Source organism: Micromonospora sp. CP22, assembly GCF_009712475.1.
Lineage (GTDB): Bacteria > Actinomycetota > Actinomycetes > Mycobacteriales > Micromonosporaceae > Micromonospora.
In genome coordinates this window covers 742,999-764,068 of record NZ_VCJO01000001.1, presented here as the reverse complement: position 1 = coordinate 764,068, position 21,070 = coordinate 742,999, and the positions used below count along the sequence as shown (strand labels likewise).

The 21,070-nt window shown below is 70.2% G+C and carries 21 protein-coding genes and 1 pseudogene; 2 read left to right on the top strand and 20 right to left on the bottom strand.

Annotated elements, in window-relative coordinates; all coding sequences use genetic code 11:
• The 14 genes and pseudogenes from FF096_RS03470 to glyA form a co-directional block, all read right to left on the bottom strand.
• A pseudogene (locus FF096_RS03470) lies at positions 1 to 219 on the bottom strand (hypothetical protein); the annotation flags it as partial.
• Positions 220 to 874: 655 nt separating this feature from the next.
• Positions 875 to 1,330: a DUF2550 domain-containing protein gene (locus tag FF096_RS03465; RefSeq protein ID WP_155214756.1), complete on the bottom strand. Its 456-nt coding sequence runs from the start codon at positions 1,328 to 1,330 to the stop codon at positions 875 to 877.
• A 12-nt stretch (positions 1,331 to 1,342) separates the two neighbouring features.
• Complete coding sequence (locus FF096_RS03460) at positions 1,343 to 1,627, bottom strand: F0F1 ATP synthase subunit epsilon (RefSeq protein ID WP_309222576.1); 285 nt, start codon at positions 1,625 to 1,627, stop codon at positions 1,343 to 1,345.
• An 89-nt stretch (positions 1,628 to 1,716) separates the two neighbouring features.
• Positions 1,717 to 2,865, bottom strand: a complete 1,149-nt coding sequence (locus FF096_RS03455) for an LCP family protein (RefSeq protein WP_155214755.1) — start codon at positions 2,863 to 2,865, stop codon at positions 1,717 to 1,719.
• A 287-nt stretch (positions 2,866 to 3,152) separates the two neighbouring features.
• Positions 3,153 to 4,607 carry a F0F1 ATP synthase subunit beta gene (gene atpD / locus FF096_RS03450; protein WP_155214754.1) on the bottom strand — a complete coding sequence of 485 codons (1,455 nt, stop codon included), beginning with the start codon at positions 4,605 to 4,607 and terminating at the stop codon, positions 3,153 to 3,155.
• The gene (locus FF096_RS03445) at positions 4,607 to 5,545 is read right to left on the bottom strand and encodes a F0F1 ATP synthase subunit gamma (protein WP_155214753.1); all 939 of its coding nucleotides are present in this window, start codon (positions 5,543 to 5,545) and stop codon (positions 4,607 to 4,609) included. The genes atpD and FF096_RS03445 overlap by 1 nt, the downstream gene beginning before the upstream one ends.
• Positions 5,546 to 5,554: 9 nt before the next feature.
• The gene (gene atpA, locus FF096_RS03440; protein ID WP_155214752.1) at positions 5,555 to 7,201 is read right to left on the bottom strand and encodes a F0F1 ATP synthase subunit alpha; all 1,647 of its coding nucleotides are present in this window, start codon (positions 7,199 to 7,201) and stop codon (positions 5,555 to 5,557) included.
• A 92-nt stretch (positions 7,202 to 7,293) separates the two neighbouring features.
• Complete coding sequence (locus FF096_RS03435) at positions 7,294 to 8,115, bottom strand: F0F1 ATP synthase subunit delta (RefSeq protein ID WP_155214751.1); 822 nt, start codon at positions 8,113 to 8,115, stop codon at positions 7,294 to 7,296.
• Positions 8,115 to 8,645, bottom strand: a complete 531-nt coding sequence (locus FF096_RS03430) for a F0F1 ATP synthase subunit B (protein WP_155214750.1) — start codon at positions 8,643 to 8,645, stop codon at positions 8,115 to 8,117. The genes FF096_RS03435 and FF096_RS03430 overlap by 1 nt, the downstream gene beginning before the upstream one ends.
• A gap of 29 nt (positions 8,646 to 8,674) precedes the next feature.
• Positions 8,675 to 8,896 carry an ATP synthase F0 subunit C gene (atpE, locus tag FF096_RS03425; protein WP_013735640.1) on the bottom strand — a complete coding sequence of 74 codons (222 nt, stop codon included), beginning with the start codon at positions 8,894 to 8,896 and terminating at the stop codon, positions 8,675 to 8,677.
• A 94-nt stretch (positions 8,897 to 8,990) separates the two neighbouring features.
• A complete protein-coding gene (gene atpB, locus FF096_RS03420; protein ID WP_309222575.1) occupies positions 8,991 to 9,812 on the bottom strand; it encodes a F0F1 ATP synthase subunit A in 822 nt (273 codons plus the stop codon).
• On the bottom strand, positions 9,813 to 10,034 hold the full coding sequence (locus FF096_RS03415) for a hypothetical protein (protein ID WP_155214749.1): 222 nt from the start codon (positions 10,032 to 10,034) through the stop codon (positions 9,813 to 9,815). It abuts the gene before it with no gap.
• A 165-nt stretch (positions 10,035 to 10,199) separates the two neighbouring features.
• Positions 10,200 to 10,673: a hypothetical protein gene (locus tag FF096_RS03410; RefSeq protein ID WP_155214748.1), complete on the bottom strand. Its 474-nt coding sequence runs from the start codon at positions 10,671 to 10,673 to the stop codon at positions 10,200 to 10,202.
• Positions 10,670 to 11,956: a serine hydroxymethyltransferase gene (gene glyA / locus FF096_RS03405; protein WP_309222574.1), complete on the bottom strand. Its 1,287-nt coding sequence runs from the start codon at positions 11,954 to 11,956 to the stop codon at positions 10,670 to 10,672. Before glyA ends, FF096_RS03410 begins: the two co-directional genes overlap by 4 nt.
• A 34-nt stretch (positions 11,957 to 11,990) precedes the next feature.
• On the opposite strand from glyA, the gene FF096_RS03400 reads away from it, so the two are divergent.
• A complete protein-coding gene (locus tag FF096_RS03400; protein WP_309222573.1) occupies positions 11,991 to 13,472 on the top strand; it encodes an SDR family oxidoreductase in 1,482 nt (493 codons plus the stop codon).
• 21 nt (positions 13,473 to 13,493) lie between these two features.
• Here FF096_RS03400 and FF096_RS03395 read toward each other — a convergent pair whose 3' ends face one another.
• The 4 genes from FF096_RS03395 to prmC all read right to left on the bottom strand — a co-directional run bounded on the left by FF096_RS03395 (position 13,494) and on the right by prmC (position 17,934).
• The gene (locus FF096_RS03395) at positions 13,494 to 15,605 is read right to left on the bottom strand and encodes a transglycosylase domain-containing protein (RefSeq protein WP_155214746.1); all 2,112 of its coding nucleotides are present in this window, start codon (positions 15,603 to 15,605) and stop codon (positions 13,494 to 13,496) included.
• 95 nt (positions 15,606 to 15,700) lie between these two features.
• Positions 15,701 to 16,312 (bottom strand): phosphotyrosine protein phosphatase, encoded by a 612-nt coding sequence (locus FF096_RS03390; protein ID WP_309222572.1) that lies wholly within the window; start codon positions 16,310 to 16,312, stop codon positions 15,701 to 15,703.
• On the bottom strand, positions 16,313 to 16,957 hold the full coding sequence (locus FF096_RS03385) for an L-threonylcarbamoyladenylate synthase (protein WP_155214947.1): 645 nt from the start codon (positions 16,955 to 16,957) through the stop codon (positions 16,313 to 16,315).
• On the bottom strand, positions 16,957 to 17,934 hold the full coding sequence (prmC, locus tag FF096_RS03380; RefSeq protein ID WP_309222571.1) for a peptide chain release factor N(5)-glutamine methyltransferase: 978 nt from the start codon (positions 17,932 to 17,934) through the stop codon (positions 16,957 to 16,959). The genes FF096_RS03385 and prmC overlap by 1 nt, the downstream gene beginning before the upstream one ends.
• A 67-nt stretch (positions 17,935 to 18,001) precedes the next feature.
• On the opposite strand from prmC, the gene FF096_RS03375 reads away from it, so the two are divergent.
• A complete protein-coding gene (locus tag FF096_RS03375) occupies positions 18,002 to 19,552 on the top strand; it encodes a GGDEF domain-containing protein (RefSeq protein ID WP_309222594.1) in 1,551 nt (516 codons plus the stop codon).
• Between the two features lie 13 nt (positions 19,553 to 19,565).
• Here the strand turns inward: FF096_RS03375 and prfA are convergent, their stop codons facing one another.
• Both prfA and rpmE read right to left on the bottom strand, forming a co-directional pair.
• Entirely contained in the window at positions 19,566 to 20,654 is a 1,089-nt protein-coding gene (prfA, locus tag FF096_RS03370) for a peptide chain release factor 1 (protein WP_155214745.1), read from the bottom strand.
• Positions 20,655 to 20,748: 94 nt separating this feature from the next.
• Positions 20,749 to 20,973, bottom strand: coding sequence for a 50S ribosomal protein L31 (gene rpmE, locus FF096_RS03365; protein WP_155214744.1), 225 nt, complete (start codon positions 20,971 to 20,973; stop codon positions 20,749 to 20,751).
• Between the last annotated feature and the right edge of the window lie 97 nt (positions 20,974 to 21,070).

Sequence of the window (21,070 nt, the reverse complement as noted above, 5' to 3'; positions counted from 1 at the left end):
CCCCACCTGCTCATCGTTCAGGTCGACATGCGACTGACCCGCCGGAGCACCATGCGGCAACAGCTTGCCGGTGTCCGCCTTCTCAGCCTGCACCGCAGCGACAGGAGCGGACGCCACCGGGGCGGCGTCAGCGAACGCGGCCACCGGACCGGCGACCAGACCACCGGAGACAGCCAGACCAGCAATACCCAGCACGCTCTTACGCAGCATCGAGTTCATGACAAAGCTCCAATCGGGGGTCACGCGCACACCCAAGGGGGACAGGCACACGCAGCAAGCACCACAACAGGCACCCAAAAGAAGAGGGGGAAAGAAAAAGGGAGACCTTCTCGATCTCGACCCGACACGCGGGGCGTGTATCGCCGCTTCACGCCGCCGGAACCATGTACAACGACCGACCGCCATCATTCCCGACAGCACACACCCACCATGGCGGGCCGTCGTCCTCGGCCGTTCAGGGATATGCAACGACCACCACTCCGCCGTCATTCCCGACGGCACGGGCGCGGTCGTCGGCCGTTCACCCGTCTACAACGCCCCCGACCCGCCCCCCATTCCACCCCCAGCCAACCACCGCACCCGCTCCGCACAGCGCCAACCGGACACCCGGACCGACACCGCCCACCACGACCACACCACCACACCACAATCCACAAACCCCGGACACCCAGCCGCACTCGGCCGAAACCGCACACCCGGCACACCGATGCCGAACCCACGCACAACAACCGAGGCGCGGCCCGCCGTGCCCGACGCAGGGATCAAGCCTGACCGCCCGAAGCCGGGCACGGCGGGCCACACCCACGAGCGCACGTTCGGAAAGACCGCAGCCCACACCCAAGAGCGCGCCCACACCCCTAAAGCGCACACACGGTCAGGCAGCCGGCCAGTCCTGGGAGGCAACAGGCGGCGAGGCCGCCCCCGGAGGGGCGGCCTCGAGCCAGGAGAGGAACCCGGTGACGGTGGAGCGCGCCATGGCGATCTCGACCGGGGCGTGCCGACTGGTACAGCGAAGAATGATCCAGTCGGCGGGCATGGACATTCGTTCCTGCCCTTCGGGCAGCCGCCGTCGCTCGACGGTCAGCCCTTTGCGGGAGAGCACCCGCTTGGGGCGTACGGCGAAACTGAACATCCGGTACCAGCGAAGCTCGTCGCCGACGAAACGGCCGAAACCGGGCGACCAGCCACGGCCGTCGAGCATGGTGGTGGTCCGGACACTGAGCCGGATGATGCCACCGCTTCGGGTGACCAGAGCCCGCCGGATGAAGAGAAACAGGATCGCGCCGAGGATCACGGCGACGCCGATTCCGACCCCTTCGACGATCTCCATCGGCGGGTCGGCTCAGTTACCCGTAGCTGCGGCGGCGGGAGTGGCCTCCTCGGCCAGCACGGTCACGCCCCGGTCGCTGACCGAGAGGAAACCGCCCGCCACGTCGTAGGTGAGCTGCTCACCCCCGGCAAGCTTGATGCGTACCTGGCCGGGCTCGGCGAGCTGACCGAGCATGGGCGCGTGCCCCGGCAGCACACCCAGCTCACCTTCGGTCGTCCGGGCCATGACCATATCGGCCTTGCCCGACCAGACCTTCTCCTCGACGGCCACGAGCTGGACGTTTAGCTGCTCTGCCACGCTGTCTCCTTGCTGAGGCGGCGGATTGGGAAAATTCTAGTCGCGCCCCTGACCTGTTCTTCAGGCGGGTGCCAAGACCTGCGCCATGGTCAGCTCCGGTTCACCAGCTTCGGGTGTTCGAGGAGGAACGGATCGAGCAGTTCCCGCTCCAGGGCGACGAAGAAGTCATCGACCTCGGGCGCGAACCGCTCGCCGCGGTACTTGCCGCCCTCCATCACGGCACCACCCGGCAACTTGATCATCTGGATGTTGCCGGGGCGGATGTCCTTGAGGGCCAGGCCGAAGTCGATCACGCTGTGCCCCCGGCCGCTGAAGATCAACGACTCTCCGGCCGCTCGGAGCACCTTGTCCAACTTCACCGGGTTGGTCACCACGTCGGCGCTCAGCGCCTGCGCCGCCATCGCCTTGACGAACTGCTGCTGGTGCCGCTGCCGACCGTAGTCGCCGTCGGGGACGCCGTTCTCCGGGTACCGCTGGCGGACGTAGTCCAGCGCCTGCCAACCGCTGAGGTGCTGCTTGCCCTTCGGGTAGACGGCCTGTGGCCCGATGTAGCCGTCGCCGTTGGGGTTCCCCTTGCGGTGCTTGCCGTTCGGCTCGCGGTGCTCGGAGCGGACCTCGCGCTCGATGTTCATCGTGACGCCGCCCATGGCGTCGACGATCTTCTTGAAGCCGTTGAAGTTGATGATCGCGCCGGCGTCGAACCGCTTGATGCCGGTGACCTGCTGCACGGTGATCGCGAGCAGCTCGAACCCACGGGCCGGATCCGGCTTGCCGCCCGGCACCCGGCTACCGAACGACATCGCGGCGTTGAGCTTGGTGGTGGCGCCACCGAACTCGGCCTTGGGGAACTGCGGGATATCCACATAGAGGTCGCGCGGAAGGGAGAAGAGGTACGCGCGGTCCATCTCCTTCGGCACGTGCAGGACCATGATCGCGTCGGAGAGCGGCAGGGTGTCGTCGTCTCGGGGGTCGATGCCGACGAGCAGGATGTTGAGCGGTCCCTTGATGTCGCTCTTCCGCGCACTGGCACCGGCCGCCTGGTCGCCGAAGAGATCGGCCTTGCCGATCGCGCCCTCGTAGCGCGCCATCAGCGCCTCCGCGCCCACCAGGCTCGTCCCGCTGAGCACCATCAGGATGACTCCGAAGATGGTGCACACCTGTGCCCAGCGGGGCACGCCCCGCCACACCGATGACCGTCCACCACGCTTGCCGCGCCTGCCGGCCTTACCCACAAGCATCTCCGTTCGTCGCGCCCACGGGGGAATACGGGCACGCGGGTCCGAATGGTTTAACCGACCAACGCCCATCAGGAAATGAGCGCGGCTGTGCGATGTCCAGAAACCTCACCGGGCCGTATGCCGACCCGACGCCGCCGCTGGCATCGCACCTGACGGTATCTCGCGTTCGGCGTGATCGCCGAACACGGGAATCCGGCCAGCGGCGATGGTACGTCGTCGAGATGGGCAGAAGGCCGCCCCGGGGTCACCGGGACGGCCTTCTGTTTCGTGTCTGTGCAGGTGAAGGGTCAGCCCTTCATCAGCTCGGCGGCCTTCTTCTCAAGGTCGTCGAGTCCACCGCACATGAAGAACGCCTGCTCGGGGAAGTGGTCGTACTCCCCCTCGCTGATCTTGCGGAAGGCCTCGATGGTCTCCTTGATCGGGACCGTCGACCCCGGCACGCCGGTGAACTGCTCCGCCGCGTAGGTGTTCTGCGACAGGAAGCGCTCGATCCGCCGGGCCCGCTGGACCGTGATCTTGTCTTCCTCGGAGAGCTCCTCGATACCGAGGATGGCGATGATGTCCTGCAGGTCCTTGTAGCGCTGGAGGATCCGCTTCACCTCGCTGGCCACCTGGAAGTGCTCCTGGCCGACGAACTCGGGGGCCAGGATCCGCGACGAGGAGGCCAGCGGGTCCACCGCCGGGTAGATGCCCTTGTCGGAGATCGACCGCTCCAGGTTGGTGGTCGCGTCCAGGTGGGCGAAGGTGGTGGCCGGAGCCGGGTCGGTGTAGTCGTCCGCCGGCACGTAGATCGCCTGCATCGAGGTGATGGCCTGGCCACGGACGGAGGTGATCCGCTCCTGGAGCTCGCCCATCTCGTCGGCCAGGGTCGGCTGGTAACCCACCGCGCTGGGCATCCGGCCCAGCAGGGTGGAGACCTCGGAACCGGCCTGGGTGAAGCGGAAGATGTTGTCGATGAAGAGCAGCACCTCCTGCTTCTTCACGTCCCGGAAGTACTCGGCCATGGTCAACGCGGAGAGCGCGACCCGCAGCCGGGTGCCCGGCGGCTCGTCCATCTGGCCGTAGACCAGGGCGGTCTTGTCGATGACGCCGGAGTCGGTCATCTCGTGGATGAGGTCGTTACCCTCACGGGTGCGCTCACCCACACCGGCGAAGACCGAGGTACCACCGAAGTTACGGGCAACCCGGGTGATCATCTCCTGGATGAGCACCGTCTTGCCCACACCCGCGCCACCGAACAGGCCGATCTTGCCGCCCTTCACGTACGGGGCGAGCAGGTCGATGACCTTGATGCCGGTCTCCAGCATCTCGGTCTTCGGCTCCAGGTCGGCGAAGGCCGGGGCCTTGCGGTGGATGCCCCAGTGGTCGTCGGCCTGGATGGTCTCGCCCTCGGTGAGGTTGAGGCACTCGCCGATGGCGTTGAAGACGTGGCCCTTGACCGCGTCGCCGACCGGCACCCGGATCGGGAAGCCGGTGTCCCGCACGTCGGCACCGCGCACCAGGCCGTCGGTCGGCTGCATCGAGATGGCGCGGACCAGGTTGTCACCCAGGTGCTGGGCCACCTCCAGGGTCAGCGTCTTCTGTCCGCCGGACAGGGTCACGTCCACGTGCAGCGCGTTGAACAGGTCCGGCATGGCGTCGCGCGGGAACTCGGCGTCGACGACCGGGCCGATGACCCGGACCACGCGACCCGTGGCCGTCTTGGTCTCAGCTGGTCCACCAGCAACTGCGGATACAGTCATCACACTTCACTTCCCGACGCGGCCAGCGCGTTCGCGCCGCCGACGATCTCACTGATCTCCTGGGTGATCCCGGCCTGGCGGGCCGAGTTCATCTCACGCGTGTACTTGTCGATCATCTCTTCGGCGTTGTCGGTGGCGCTCTTCATCGCCCGCCGACGGGCCGCCGACTCGCTCGCCGCCGACTCCAGCAACGCCGCGTAGATCCGCGTGTTGATGTACTTCGGCAGCAGCGCGTCGAGCAGCGCCTCCGGGTCCGGCTCGAACTCGTAGTCCGGCAGCACACCGGGTGCCGCCTCCGAGCGGGGCCGTTCCTCGACCTGCAACGGGCCGATGATCCGGGTGACCGGGTTCTGGGTCATCAGGGACTTGAACTCGGTGTAGACGATGTGCAGTTCGTCCACCCCGCGTACCCCGTCCGGCCCCGGACCGTCCTCCTCGTCGTCCGCGCCGGAGACGAACGCCTTGATCAGCGTCTCACCGACCTCGCGAGCGTCGGCGAAGGACGGCTGCTCGGAGAAGCCCGTCCAGCTGGCCTCGATCGGCCGGTTCCGGAAGCGGTAGAACGACACCCCCTTGCGACCGACGACGTAGAGCACCGGCTCCTTGCCGTCGGCCCGCAACCGGGCGATCAGCGATTCCGCGGTACGGATCGCGTTCGAGCTGTAGCCACCGGCCAGGCCCCGGTCCGCGGTGACCAGCAGCACGCCCGCCCGCCGCACCCGCTCGCGCGGGGTCAGCATCGGGTGGTCGATCCGCGCGTTGGAGGCCAGCGCCGTGAGGACGCCGGTGATGGCCTGGGCGTACGGCAGGGACGCCTCAACCCGGGCCTGAGCCTTGGCGATCCGGCTCGTCGCCACGAGCTCCATCGCCTTGGTGATCTTCTTCATCCCCTTCGCCGAGCGAATGCGTTGACGAAGAACACGTACCTGCGCCGCCATGGCCCGGCCCTATCGCTTCTCGGCCGGAGCACCGCCGCTGTAGCGGGTGACCGTCTCGTGCTCGGACTCGCCCTCCAGCGGCTCCGCCGGCGCCTCGTTGATCGAGCGCTCGTCCTCGCGGCCGAGGAAGCCCTGCTTGAACTCGGTGACGGCCGCGTCGAGGGTGGCGATGATCTCGTCGTCCCACTTGTTGTCGGCGATCGCCTGGAGGGTGGCGCTGTGCTTGCGCCGCAGGTGCTCAAGGAACTGCGTCTCGAAGCGCCGCACGTCGCCGACCGGGATGTCGTCGAGCTTGCCCTCGGTGCCGGCCCAGACCGAGACGACCTCGTCCTGCACCGGGTACGGCGAGTAGTTCGGCTGCTTGAGCAGCTCCACCAGACGGGCACCCCGCTCCAGCTGGGCGCGGGAGGCCTTGTCCAGGTCGGAGGCGAAGGCGGCGAACGCCTCCAGCTCACGGAACTGGGCCAGGTTCAGCCGCAGCGAACCGGAGACCTTCTTCATCGGCTTCATCTGCGCCGCACCACCGACCCGGGAGACCGAGGTGCCGACGTTGATGGCCGGCCGGACGCCCTGGTTGAACAGGTCGGTCTCCAGGAAGATCTGGCCGTCGGTGATCGAGATGACGTTGGTCGGGATGAAGGCCGAGATGTCGTTGGCCTTCGTCTCGATGATCGGCAGACCGGTCATCGAGCCGCCACCCATCTCGTCGGAGAGCTTCGCGCAGCGCTCCAGCAGCCGGGAGTGCAGGTAGAAGACGTCACCCGGGTACGCCTCGCGGCCCGGCGGGCGGCGCAGCAGCAGCGACACGGCCCGGTACGCCTCGGCCTGCTTGCTCAGGTCGTCGAAGACGATCAGAACGTGCTTGCCGCCGTACATCCAGTGCTGCCCGATGGACGAGCCGGTGTAGGGGGCGAGGTACTTGAAGCCGGCCGGGTCCGAGGCCGGGGAGGCGACGATGGTGGTGTACTCCATCGCGCCCGCCTCCTCCAGCTGCCCCTTGATGGAGGCGATGGTGGAGGCCTTCTGGCCGATGGCGACGTAGATGCAGCGGACCTGCTTCTTCGGGTCGCCAGAGGCCCAGTTCTCCCGCTGGTTGAGGATGGCGTCCAGGGCGACGGTGGTCTTGCCCGTCTTCCGGTCGCCGATGATCAGCTGCCGCTGGCCCCGGCCGATCGGGGTCATCGCGTCGATGGCCTTGATGCCGGTCTGCAGCGGCTCGAAGACGGACTGCCGGGCCATCACGTTGGGAGCCTGCAGCTCCAGCTCGCGGTAGCCCTCGTCGGCGATCTCACCGAGGCCGTCGATCGGCTGGCCGAGCGCGTTGACCACGCGGCCCAGGAAGGCGTCGCCCACCGGCACCGAGAGCACCCGGCCGGTGCGCTTGACGCGCTGCCCCTCCTCGATACCGGCGTAGTCGCCGAGGATAACGACACCGATCTCCCGGACGTCGAGGTTCAGCGCCACGCCAAGCGTGCCGTCCTCGAACTCCAGCAGCTCGTTGGTCATGGTCGAGGGCAGGCCCTCGACGTGGGCGATGCCGTCGCCGGTGTCGGCGACGGTGCCGACCTCCTCACGGGAGACGTCGGGCGAGTAGGAGGAGACGTAGCGCTCCAGAGCGCCGCGGATCTCCTCCGTCGAGATGGTCAGCTCGGCCATCCTCTGCTTCCTTAAGTATCAGGGGCCCGGGATACCTAGTACCGACCGGTCCTCGGGTCGACTGTCTTTCCGGGCGCTTCGCTGGGTGCTGATCAGCGCTTTGCGAGCGCGTTGCGGGTTTCGTTGAGGCGGCGCAGGATCGTCCCGTCGTAGAGGTCCGAACCCACCCGTACGCTCACTCCACCGAGGATCGACGGGTCAACCGTAAGCTTGACAGCAACCGGTCGACCGTATATGGCGGACAGCCGATCGCTCAGTCGCCGCTCCTCTTCCTCGGTGAGCGGTGCGGCGACCGTCACGTACGCGACCTGCCGGTCCCGCCGCTCCGCCGCCAACTCCACCAGCCGGGACAGCGCGGCGGTGAACGAGCGCCCACCGAAGCCGGCAAGCGCCGCCTCCGTCAGCCGCACCGTCACCGGTCGAGCCTTGCCCGTCAGGAGCATCCCGACCAGCTCGGCCCGCTGCGCCACCGGCGCCATCGGGTCGGACAGGGCGTTGGACAGCTGCGGGTCCGCGGCGACCACCTGGCCGAAGCGGAACAGCTCGTCCTCCACCTCGCCCAGCTCGCCGGCGCGGTCGGCGCTGGCGAGCAGGGTCTGCACGCCGAGGCTCTCCGCCCCGTCGAGCAGTTCCGACGGCGCGGACCAGCGACCGGAGACCAGGGCCCCCAGCAGGTCGAGCGTGTCCGCACCGACCTTGCCGGAGAGCACCGTGTTCAGCAGGCCGGTGCGGTCCGCGCCCTCACGGGCCGGGTCGGAGAGTGCCCGACGCAGCCGGACCTCCCGCCGCAGCAGGTCCGCGACGGCGAGCAGCTCCGCGCCGGTGCCGGCCACGGTCGACGGCTCGGCACCGGCGACGTACGCCTCCAGCCGCGCGAGCGCGGCTGCGTAGGACTCCCGGCTGGCGGCCTGCATCAGCGGGCCCCCGCGCTCTCGAGATCGGTGAGGAACCGCTCGACGGTGCCCTTACGGCGAGCCTCGTCAGCGAGCGACTCGCCCACGATCCGGCTGGCCAGGTCGACCGCGAGGCCGCCGACCTCCGCGCGCAGCTCGCGCACGATGGTCTGGCGTTCCACGGCCAGCGACTCCCGACCGGCGGCGATGATCCGGTCCGACTCCTCCCGGGCCTTGGCCAGGATGTCGGTCCGGATCGACTCGGCGTCCGCACGGGCGTCGTCCCGGATCCGTGCCGCCTCGGTACGCACCTCGGCGAGCTGGGCCCGGTACTGCTCCAGCAGTTGGTTGGCCTCGGCCTGAGCAGCCTCGGCACGCTTGAGACCGCCCTCGATCGCGTCGACCCGCGCCTGATACATCGCCTCCATGCGCGGCATCACGAACTTCAGCAGCACGAAGCAGAGCAGGGCGAAGGCGATCGTCCCGACGACGAGCTCCTGCCAGATCGGCACGAGCGGGTGGTGCTCTGCACCTTCAGCGGCGACATACATGTCAGACCTCCGGGTCGCGTCGGGCTACGTCAGACTGCGAACGCGAGCACCAGGCCGAACAGGGCGAGCGCCTCGACCAGCGCGAAGCCCAGGACCAGCCAGGTGCGGTTGTAACCGGCGGACTCCGGCTGGCGGGCGCTGGCCTGAATGTAGGCCGCGAAGACCAGGGCGACACCGATACCGGGGCCGATGGCGGCGAGGCCGTAGCCGATGGTGTTGACGCTGCCCTCGATGGCGGCAATAACGTCCATTGCGGGTATTCCTCCTAGTAGAGGCGTGAGTTCTCACGCGTACGCGGTCGTACCGGAGCTTGGTCGGGCCGGGCGGCCCGCCGAGGTCTGTGGATCAGTGCCCGTCTGCGAGCGACGTGCCGATGTAGTTGGCGGTCAGGGTGACGAAGACGTATGCCTGCAACAGCGCGACGAGCACCTCGAAGAAGGCCATCAGGATCGCCATCAGGAACGAGAAGACCGACGTCACCTGGATGAAGATGTTGTCCGAGGCCAGCATCACGAAGCCGCCGACGGTGAAGACCAGCAGGATCAGGTGACCGGCGAACATGTTGGCGAAGAGTCGCACCGCCAGGGTGACCGGCCGGACGATGAAGGTCTGCAGGAACTCGATCGGGATCAGCAGGACGTGCATCGGCCACGGCACGCCCGGGATGATCAGGCTCTGCTTGAGGTAGCGGCCCAGGCCCTGCTTGCGAACACCGATGTAGAGGTACATCACGTAGGAGATCGCGGCGAGCACGATCGGGAAGGCGATGTGCGAGTTCGGCGAGATCTGCAACCCGGGGGTGATACCGAAGAGGTTGGTCACCACGATGAAGCAGAACAGCACGGTGAAGTAGGGCGCGAACCGGATGCCGTCCTTGCCCATCTGTTCCCGGGCGATGTTGTCCCGGACCAGACCGTAGATCGACTCCGCGTACCACTGGCCCTTGCTCGGCACCAGCTTCGGGTTCCGGTAGGTCGCCATGAAGAAGATGATCAGAAGGCCGACGGCCAGCCAGATCATCAGGGTGAACTTCGTGACCCACGGGCCGGCGAGATCCGGCAGGTAGAAGTCATCGACCTTGGGGGGCCAGGGCAGGCCCTCTGCGGCGATAAACTGTCCGCTCACCGTGTCATCCTCCGCACTCGACAGACCCGCGCGTGCCGGCACTCAGGCACTGAGCCTCTTCATGATCAGGTAGATCGCTCCGGCTGCGCCGAGCATCATGCCGACGGCGATTCCGACGCCGGTCGGCAGGCCCAGGAAATCCCCCGCCAACCAGCCGAGGAACCCCCACACCACGATGCCGGCGAGCAGGTAGCCGAGGACGGCTCCGGCGACACCTTCCGACGAGTTCTCGTCGGGGCTTCTGCGGTGAGGGTTGTCGGCCATGACGAGGCGAACACTATCAGTCGGGTGTCCCGTGAGTGTGCGGCACCCCCCACACTGCAAGCAGCGTGCGGGCGGCGGGTGCGGCGCATCAAACCGGATTCAGCCTACTCCTGTCCGGCCAGTCGAACAGGCCGACGAAACGCCCGGGAAACGCCAGCCGTACGGTCAGTGACCGGACGGTGGGTCCACCCTGGGCAGCGGGGTACGCAAAGCCCAGGTCAGATGGGCGCCGGTCCACACCACCACGGCCGCGATGATGGCCACGCCCATGTCCGGCAGGCCGGGCCAGCCGGTCGCCGCGACGGCGGCCATCGCCACCCCCAGGATCACGATCTTCGTGACGTAGGTGACCAGCCCCACCGACATGATCAGTCTTGGGTGGACCGCGTCCGCCCAGGCCACCGACAACCCCGAGATCACGTAGCTCGCGACCACCAGGGCGATCCCGGCGGCCACGCCGGCCGCCCCGGTCGGGCCGCGCAGCCAGGCGGCGCCGGGTACCGCGATCACCGCGAGCGCGGCGCAGGCGAGCAGCGGCAGCCGCAGGTGCGGCAGCCGGGCCCGGATGGCACCCGGCTGACCCGCCGGTGGCGCGGCCGTCGGGGATGCGCCGGGCTCGTCGGCACGGGCCCCGCTCATCTGGGGTACGCCGGGAACTCGACGGCCAGCTCGGCCACGTCGGCGGCGATCCGGGCGAGTTCGTCGGCCCCACCCGGGGCGGACGGGTCGGTCCGCACCGCCCGGGCGATCAGTCCGGCGACCGTGCGCATCTGCGCCTCCCCCATGCCCTGCGTGGTGACGCTCGGAGTGCCCACCCGGATCCCGGAGGCGACCATCGGTCGCTGCGGGTCGTACGGGATCGCGTTCTTGTTCAAGGTGATGGTCGCCGCGTCGCACCGCGCCTCGGCCTGCGCGCCGGTGACCGCCAACTCCCGCAGGTCGACCAGGGCCAGGTGGGTGTCGGTGCCACCGGAGACCGGCCGCATCCCCTCGGCCGCCAGCCCGTCGGCGAGCGCCCGCGCGTTCGCCACCACCTGCGCGGCGTAGTCCCGGTACGCCGGTTGGGCCGCCTCGCGCAGCGCGACCGCCTTGGCCGCCACGGTGTGCATCAGCGGCCCGCCCTGGGTGAACGGGAAGACCGCCTTGTCGATCCGCTCGGCCAGCGACTCCCGACAGAGGATCATGCCGCCGCGCGGGCCGCGCAGCACCTTGTGGGTGGTCGCGCAGACCACGTCGGCGTACGGCACCGGCGACGGGATCGCCTGCCCCGCGACCAGCCCGACGAAGTGCGCGGCGTCCACCATCAGGTACGCGCCGACCTCGTCGGCGATCTCGCGGAACCGGGCGAAGTCGATCAGCCGGGGATAGGCCGTCGCCCCACAAATGATCATCTTAGGCCGGTGGACGAGCGCGAGGTCCCGTACCTCGTCGTAGTCGATCAGCTCGGTGTCCCGCCGGACGGTGTAGCCGACCGGGTTGAACCATCGGCCGGAGAAGTTCACCCGGCTGCCGTGGGTCAGGTGCCCGCCGTGCGGCAGCTCCATCGCCAGCACGGTGTCGCCCGGCTGCACCAGGGCGGCGTACGCGGCGAGGTTGGCGCTCGCGCCGGAGTGCGGTTGGAGGTTCGCGTGCTCGGCGCCGAAGAGGTCCTTCGCCCGGGCGATGCCGAGCTCCTCGGCCCGGTCCACCTGCGCGCAGCCACCGTAGTAACGCCGACCCGGGTAGCCCTCGGCGTACTTGTTGGTCAGCGTGGAGCCCAACGCGGCCAGCACCGCCGGCGAGGTGAGGTTCTCGCTGGCGATCAGTTGCAGACCGCCGCGCAGCCGATCCAGCTCACCGAGCACCACCTCCGCGATCTCCGGATCGGCCGTGCTGAGCTGCTCGAAGTCGGGCCCCCAGAAGGTGCCCTCGGCGGTCTCCACAGCGCCAGAGTCTATGAGACCGCAGACTGGAGGCGTGAAATGCCTGGTGACCGGCGCGACGGGGTACGTGGGCGGGCGGTTGGCGCCGCGCCTGCTGGCGGAGGGACACACGGTGCGCTGCCTGGCGCGGCGCGCGGGTCGGCTACGCGACGTGCCGTGGGCATCGCAGGTCGAGGTGGTCGAGGGTGACCTGAGCCGACCGGAGAGCCTGACCGGCGTCTTCGACGGCGTCGACGTGGCGTACTACCTGGTGCACTCGCTCGGCCAGACCGGCTTCGAGACCGCCGACCGACAGGCCGCGACCACGTTCGCGGCGGCGGCCCACGCGGCGGGCGTACGCCGAATCGTCTACCTCGGTGGGCCGGAGCCGGCGGCCGACGACGAACACTCGTCGGCGCACCTGCGCTCCCGCACCGAGGTGGGGCGGATCCTGCTGGACAGCGGAGTGCCGACGGTGGTGCTCCGCGCAGCCGTGATCATCGGTTCCGGGTCGGCGTCGTTCGAGATGCTGCGCTACCTGACCGAACGACTGCCGGTCATGGTCACCCCGCGCTGGGTCGCCAACCGGATCCAGCCGATCGCGGTCCGCGACGTGCTGCGCTACCTGGTCGGCTGTGCGGGGCTACCGGCGGAGGTCAACCGGGCCTTCGACATCGCCGGTCCGGACGTGCTCACCTTCGGCGACATGATGCAGCGCTACGCCCGGGTGGCCGGACTCTCCCGTCGGGTGGTGCTACCGGTACGGCCGTTGACGCCCACGCTGTCGTCGTACTGGGTCGGACTGATCACCCCGGTGCCCAGCTCGCTCGCCCGACCGCTGGTGGAGAGCCTGATCCACGAGTCGGTGGCGCACGAGCACGACATCGCGGCGTACCTGCCGGACCCGCCGGGCGGGCTCACCGGATTCGACCAGGCCGTCGAGCTGGCGCTGACCAAGGTACGCGACGCCCAGGTGGAGACGCGCTGGTCGAACGCGGCCGGGGCGGACGCGCCCGCCGAGCCGTTGCCCAGCGACCCGCACTGGAGCGGCGGCACCGCCTACACCGACCTGCGGCGGCGGGCGGTGGCGGCACCGCCGGAGGCGTTGTGGCAGGTGATCGAGGGAATCGGCGGCGAGAACGGCTGGTACTCGTTCCCGCTGGCCTGGTCGGTGCGCGGCTGGTTGGACCGGCTGGTGGGCGGGGTGGGGCTGCGGCGGGGCCGACGGCACCCGCACCGACTGCGCGTCGGCGAGGCGCTGGACTTCTGGCGGGTGGAGGAGATCGTCCCCGGTGAGCTGCTGCGGCTACGTGCCGAGATGCGGGTGCCCGGCCGGGCCTGGCTGGAGATGCGGGTACAGCAGGACGACACCGGGCAGGTCTGCTACCGGCAGCGGGCGGTGTTCCTGCCCCGGGGCCTGGCCGGGCATGTCTACTGGGCTGCGGTGGCACCGTTCCACTCGCTGGTCTTCGGCGGGATGGCCCGCAACATCGCCCGGGACGCCGAGCGGATCGAGACCCCCACGCGGGCCCACTGACGGGTTCGGCGGTGGCGTCGGTCAGTTGCCGGTGCGCTCCCCGGTGACCCGCCAGGCGGTCGCCTCGCTCGGTGGCACGAAGTCGCGGACCGGCTCGTCGCGCAACGCGTAGGAGAGGATCTCGCCGACGCCCTCCACCATGGCGCTCTGCACCGCGCGACCGACCGCGTCCTGCGGCTCGTCGGGGTTGGCCGCCATCGCCGCCACCACCAACTGCGGGGTGAAGGCCACCACGGTCTCCGTGGCGTACTCCTCGGAGCTGCCCGTCTTGCCCGCCACCGGCCGGCCGAGCTGACCACGCAACCGGGTCGCCGTGCCGCCCTCGCAGGCGTGGTACATGGACTGGTCGCCGACCGGGCAGCGGGCCGCGTCCGTCGCCGCACGGGCCACGTCGACGTCGAGCACCTGCCGACAGTCCGGCTGCCCGGCAGCCACCCGGCGACCGGCGGCGTCGGTGATCGAGACGACCGGCGTGGGCGCGCACCAGGTGCCCTCCGCGCCCAGCGTCGCGTACGCGCCGGCCAGGTCGAGCGGGGTGGTGGCGGAGACTCCCAGGGTGAACGGCCCCCACTCACGTGCGCCGTGCCGGGCCAACTGGGCGTCGTCGTCGGCCCGGAACACGATGCCCAGCCGTTCGGCCATCTCCACCACCCGGTCGGCGCCGACCCGCTCGGTCAACCACGCGAAGTACGTGTTGACCGAGTCGCCGAACGCGGTCCACATGTCGTGTCGACCGCTCACCGAGGCGCTGGCGTTCTGCGGACACCAGTACCCTCCGCAGCTCGGCTCGCCGCTGATCCGGAAGTCGGTGACGATCCGCCGGGGCGCGTCGAAGACCGTGTTCAGCGGCAGTCCGGCCTCCAGCGCGGCCAGCATGGTGAAGAGCTTGAACGTGGAACCGGCCTGGTAGCCGACGATGGTGCCGCCACCGGCGACGAGCTGGTTGACGGTGTTGGGATGGTTCTGCTGGCCACCCGGGTTGGCGGCCACGCTGTAGACCCGGTTGACCGACATGGCGAGTACGCGGCCGGTGCCGGGCTGCACCACGGCGGTCGGCATGGCGTGCGGGTGTTCGGCCGGGTAGACCCGCCGCACCTGCTCGGTGGTGGCCCGCTGCACCCCCGGGTCCAGGGAGGAGACGATGCTGAACCCGCCCCGGCGCAGGGTGCGCTGCCGCTCGTCGACGGTGCCGCCGAACGCCTTCTGGCTGTTCCACCATCGGGTGAACCAGTCGCAGAAGAAGCCCCAGTCGTTGTGTCCCTCGGGTACCGCGGTGCAGTCGTTCGGAGTCTCGCTGGGCCGCAGGTTCAACGGTTGGGCCGCGGCGCGGGCCGCCTCCTCGGCCGCGATGACGCCAGACTCGACCATCCGGTCCAGCACGTAGCCGCGTCGGGCGGTCGCGCTGTCCGCGTCGCCGTTGATCGGGTCGTCGGTGTGCGGGGAGCGGACCAGTCCGGCCAGCAGCGCCGCCTGGGCCAGCGTGAGCTTCGCCGGTGAGGTGGAGAAGTACCGCTTGCTGGCGGCGGCGATGCCGTACGCACCGGCGCCGAAGTACGCGATGTTGAGGTATCGGGTCAGGATCTGGTCCTTGCTCAGCTCCCGCTCCAACGCCAGGGCGTACCGGATCTCCTGGATCTTGCGGGCGGTGCTCACCTCGGTGGCCGCGGCTCGCTGCGCCTCGGTGAGCCGGGGGTCCGTGCTCAACACGTTGCGGACGTACTGCATGGTCAGTGTGGACGCGCCCTGCCGGGTCGCGCCGTCGCGCCGGTTGACGGTGAACGCCCGTACGATGCCCCGCAGGTCCACCCCGCGGTGCTCGTGGAAGCGGGCGTCCTCGGCGGCGATGATGGCCTGCCGCATCACGACGGCGACCTCGTCCAACGGCACGTCGACCCGGTCCTCCTGGTAGAAGGAGGTGATCAGGGTGGTCCCGTCGTTGGCGTAGAGGTTGGACCGTTGGGCCGTCGGCGGTGTCCGCAGGGTGTTGGGCAGCTCCGCGTACGGTGCCGCGAGCGCCGAGAACCCGATGCCGAACACCAGCGCGGCCGGCAGCGCCGCCACCGCCAGCACCAGGCCGGCCAGCGTGCCGGCCAGCAGGACGGTGAACATCTTCGGCAGGAACGCCCGGGTCATCAGCTCTCCCCGCAGGAGCCGTCAGGACTCCCCCAGAATGGCGCTAATCACCCCTTCTGCCGCGCCTTTCATGAAACCCGGATGAAATTCGCCGATCAGGGGAGCAGTAGCGCCGCGAGCGGCTGCACCGTCTCCTCGATCTCGTCAGCCACCCGGCTGAAGCACTGGTCACCGCGTCCCCACGGGTCGTCGAGGTCGTCGGTGGGCAGGGCAGTGGCGCCCTGGCGGCTCTCGTGGGCCGCCTCGACCAGGGCCACACCCCGAGCGTGGAGCGCCTCGGCGGTGGCGTCGGCCGCCGGCAGCACGGTCGCGTCGAGCCCAGCCAGCAGCCGTCCGAACTCGCCGAGCACGAAGGTGCGCGCGGCGGCGTCGGGCCGCAACGCCGTCACGTACTCCTGTTGGTCGGCGGTGGCGGTCAGCACCAGGTCGGCACCGTCGATGTGGTCGCTGCGCAGCTTGCGCGCGGCGAACCCGGCGACGTTGCCGCCCCGGCTGACGATCTGACGGGCGGCCGGCGGGTTCATCTCCTCACCGGCGTGCCAACCGCCGGTGCCGGCGCTGTGGCTGTGCAGCAGTTCGTCGACCCGGGTCGGATCGGCCTCGCGCCGGGCCAGCCGATCGGCCACCGCGAGGGTGAGCAGCCGCTCGGCCATCGGCGAGCGACAGATGTTTCCCATGCAGACGTGCAGGACGGTGAAGGGAGGCACCTAGACCACCTCGCTCTCGCGCAGCTCCGGCACCACGTCACGGAGTCGGGCCAGGCTGACCGCACCCTCCCGGACGAGCCGAGGCTCGTCGCCGGTGAGGTCCACGATCGTGCTCGGCACCGGATCCACCGCCGGCCCCGCCTCCAGGTAGGCCCGCACGGAGTAGGCCAGCTGATCACGCGCCTCTTCGGCGGTGAGCGCGGCCGGTTGACCGATCTTGTTCGCCGAGGCCACCGCCATCGGTCCGGTCTCGCGCAGCACCTCCAGCGCCACCGGGTGCAGCGGCATCCGTACCGCCACCGTGCCGCTGTCGTCGCCGAGATCCCACCGCAGGCTCGCCGAGTGCTTCACCAGAATGGTCAGCGCTCCCGGCCAGAACGCCTCCACCAGGTCTCGCGCCGCCGTCGGCAGCGTGTAGGACAGCCCGTCGAGGGTGTGCCGGGAACCGATCAGCACCGGCGGCGGCGAGTGCGGGACACCCTTGGCGTCCAGCAACGCCTTGACCGCGTACGGAGTGAACGCGTCCGCGCCGACTCCGTACACCGTGTCGGTCGGTAGGACGACCAGCTCGCCGTTGCGGACCGCCTCGATGGCCGCAGCGATGCCGCGGTCCCGGTCGGCGACCGACCGGCAGTCGTAGAGCATCACGATGAGCCAGTCTGCCACGTCACCGACGGGCCGGCGGGTGGGCGGTCCGCGAGGCGGGACGCGGTGACGAATCGGGGCCGCCCGGCGAGATCACGATGATCGACGATCGTGGCGTACCGACCGTCGGCGGCGAGCAGACCGGGCAACGCGTCACCGTGGGTGTCGTCGTGCTCGATGCCGAGCACCCCACCGGCACGCAGCAGGAACCCGGCCCGGTCGACCACCCGACGGATCACGTCCAGCCCGTCGGCCCCACCGAACACGGCCTCCGCCGGGTCGTGGTCGGCCACCTCCGGCGGCACCGTCACCCCGAGCGGCACGTACGGCGGGTTGCACAGCAGTACGTCCACCCGGCCGGTCAGCTCGTCGAGCAGGGCCGGATCGGTGACGTCCGCCGCCACCACCTCGATCGGTCGGTCGCCGACGCTGGCCCGGGTCGCGGCGTTGCGCCGCAGCCAGGGCAGGGCGTCGGCAGAGCGTTCCACGGCCAGCACCCGAGCCTCCGGCACCTCGTACGCCACCGACAGGGCGATCGCTCCGGAGCCGCTGCACAGGTCCACCACCAGTGGCTCCGGCCGTTCCGGGGCCCCTGTTCCGGCTCCGGCGATCTGCCGGGCCTGGTCGACGCCCCAACCGGCGAGGAGTTCGGTCTCCGGGCGCGGCACGAAGACGCCTGGCCCGACGGCCAGCTCCAGATGCCGGAACCCGGCGGTGCCGGTGAGATACTGCAACGGCTCCCGCCGTGACCGGCGGGCCGCCAGCTCCCGGTAGCGGTCCCGTTGCTCGTCGGTGAACCCGTCCGCCACGGCCAACTGTCCCCGACCGATCTGGAGCACGTACGCGGCCAGCAACTCGGCCTCGGCGCGCGCCGAGGTCACCCCGGCGGCGGCGAGCATACGGGCCACGTCGGCGATCAAGGGACCGGGGCGATGACGTCTCGTCCCTTCGGACGGGTGTTGCGGCGCGGTGGTCACGCAATAATCATGAGGCGTCGCCGTGCACGTGCATAAGCGGGTGCAGGCACATCGACAGGAGGTGCGGGTGGGCTGGCTCGACCGGGTCGAGGACCAGGTTGACGCCCTGACGAAAGCGCGGGCGTTACAGGAGGTCAGCCGGTCCACCGAGGCGTACGGGCTCCTGGAGCGGGTGCTGTGTGCCACCCGTGACCCGAACGCCCGCGCCGACGCGCTCGTGCAGCGGCTCTCGGCTCTGATCAACCTCGGGCGCACCGCCGAGTACACCCGTGCCATCGAGGAGGCGTCCGCGGCGGTACGCGACCTCGCCGAGCCCTACCTGCACGGGCACCTCAACGCACTGGCCGCGCTGGCCGCCCACCACCAGGGCGCGCTGGACCGGTGCGTGACCCATCTGGTCAGGGCGGCACGGGCACTCGGGGCGGTGGAGGACCCGGACCGGGACACCGCCTGGGGCTGGCACGACCTGGCGATGGCCTACTCGTACCTCAGCTTCCACGGGTACGCGTTGGGCGCGATCGAACGCGCCCGGCAGCTCGGCAACGCCGCCGGGATCCCGGAGGAGACCTTCGCCGCGCCGGGCATCCGGCTGCGCAACGCGGTCGCCCTGGACCACACCGGTGACAGCGACGGCTGTCTGCGCGTACTGCGGGATGTCGGCGGTGACCTCGACCGGTTCGTCAGCACCGGGCGGGCGGATCGGCTGCGCCCCAGCAGTCTGGCCGCCTACGGTTACGCCGCCGCCCGCCGCTGCGCGCTCGGCGACGACATCTCCCCCGCCCCGGGCCGGGACCCGGTCCGGCTGCTCGACTACGGCGCGGACAGTGCCCGCGCCCGTGACATGCGTCAGCTCGGTCAGGTGTGCCTCGCCATCGCCAGCGGACGGCCGGTCGAGGCGATCACCCGGTTGGACGGCGTCCAGGTGTCCGCCGAGACACTCGGCGCGGCCGAACCGGCGCGGCTGCGCAGCATGGCACTGGGCCGGGCCGGCGACCACGCCGCCGCGCACCGGGCCGACCGACTGGCCTTCCGGCTCGCCGCGCAGCGTCACGACCGGCTCCGCGACGTCTACATCGACGGCATCGCCGCGCGGATCGACCACGAGGAGATGCGTCGTGAGGCGGCGCGGTTCGAGGGGGAGGCACTGACCGACCCGCTGACCGGGCTGCCCAACCGGCGTCGGCTGGAACGCTACATCGCGGCCGTCGTCGCCCGGGGCGAGCGGGTGGTGATCGGCGTCTGCGACCTGGACGGCTTCAAGGCGGTCAACACGCGGCACGGCCACCACTCGGGGGACCTGGTCCTGCAACGCGTCGCCGGAGTGATCAACCGGGTGATGCGACGGGGTGACTTCGTGGCCCGCTACGGCGGGGACGAGTTCGTGGTGGTGCTACCGGGGACGGGGATGAGCGAGGCGGCCGACGTGGCGCGGCGCATCGACGCCGCCGTTCGCACCGAGGACTGGGAGTCTCTGGTGCCCGGCACCCCGGTCGGTGTCAGCATCGGCTTCGCCGAGGTGGGTGCCGGTGGCCCAGGCCAGCGGGACGCACTCAGCGCGGCCTTCGAGGCCGCCGACCGCGAGATGCTGCGGGCGAAGACGCGACCGCGTATCGCCTGACCGACGCGGAAGGTCAGCGGCGGGCCAGCTCCGCGTCGCCCGCCAGGCGCGCCGCCCGGTCCGCCTCGGTGAGGGCGTCGAGCACGCCGTCCAGCTCTCCGGCGAGCACCAGATCAAGGTTGTACGCGGTGAAGCCGATCCGGTGGTCGGTGATCCGGTTCTGCGGGAAGTTGTAGGTGCGGATCCGCTCCGAGCGGTCCACCGTACGCACCTGGGCCTTGCGGGCGTCCGACGCTGCCGCGTCGGCCTGCTCCTGGGCGGCGGCGAGCAGCCGGGCGCGCAGGATCCGCAGGGCCTGCTCGCGGTTCTGCAACTGGGACTTCTCGTTCTGGCAGGAGACCACGATGCCGGTGGGCAGGTGGGTGATCCGCACCGCCGAGTCGGTGGTGTTCACCGACTGGCCGCCCGGACCGGACGAACGGAAGACGTCGATCCGCAGCTCGTTCGGGTCGATGGTGACGTCGACCTCCTCGGCCTCCGGCAGCACTAGGACACCGGCCGCGCTGGTGTGGATGCGTCCCTGTGACTCGGTGACCGGCACGCGCTGCACCCGGTGCACGCCGCCCTCCCACTTCAACCGGGACCAGACGCCGTTGCCCCCCTCGGGCACGCCCTTCGTCTTGATCGCCAGCGAGACGTCCTTGACCCCACCGAGGTCGGACTCCTGGGCGTCGATCACCTCGGTGAGCCAGCCGCGCCGCTCCGCGTACCGGGTGTACATCCGCAGCAGGTCACCGGCGAACAGCGCGGACTCCTCACCGCCCTCGCCCGCCTTGATCTCGACGATGACGTCCTTGGCGTCATGCGGGTCACGCGGGATGAGCAACTCGGCGAGGCGTTCCTCCAGTGCCGGCAGCGTCGCCGCGATCGTCTCGGCCTCGGCGGCGAAGGAGGGGTCCTCGTCGGCCAGTTCCCGCGCGGCGGCGAGATCGGCCCGAGCCTGCTCCAGTTCACCGGCGGCCTTGTGCAGCGGCACCAGTTCGGCGTAGCGCCGACCGATCCGTCGGGCGGTCCCCTGGTCGGCGTGGATAGCGGGGTCGGCCAGCCGCTTCTCCAACTCGGCGTACTCGTCGAGGAGGGCGGCCAGGCGCTCGCTGCTCATGCTCGGAATCGCTCCTTCGACGGCGGGTGACCGGGACACAGACGGACGACGCCCGCGCCCGGCGGAAAACCGGACGCGGGCGTCGGACGAGGAGCTACTTGGCCTTCTTGCCCTGGGCCTTGGCGTACTTCTGCTGGAACTTCGCGACCCGGCCAGCGGTGTCCAGCACTCGCTGCTTGCCCGTGTAGAACGGGTGGCAGGCGCTGCACGTCTCGACGTGGATCGAGCCGCCCTTGGCGGTGCTGCGGGTGGTGAAGGTGTTACCGCAGGAGCAGGTGACCTCGGTGGTCACGTACTCCGGGTGGATGTTGGGCTTCATGTCGCCTCGGTCCTCTCGTCTGTGGTCGCCGGGTCGCCCCAGTGCTCGCTGATGTGGGCGTGAACCGGAACCGGTGGCCGATTGACCAGTCTGCCAT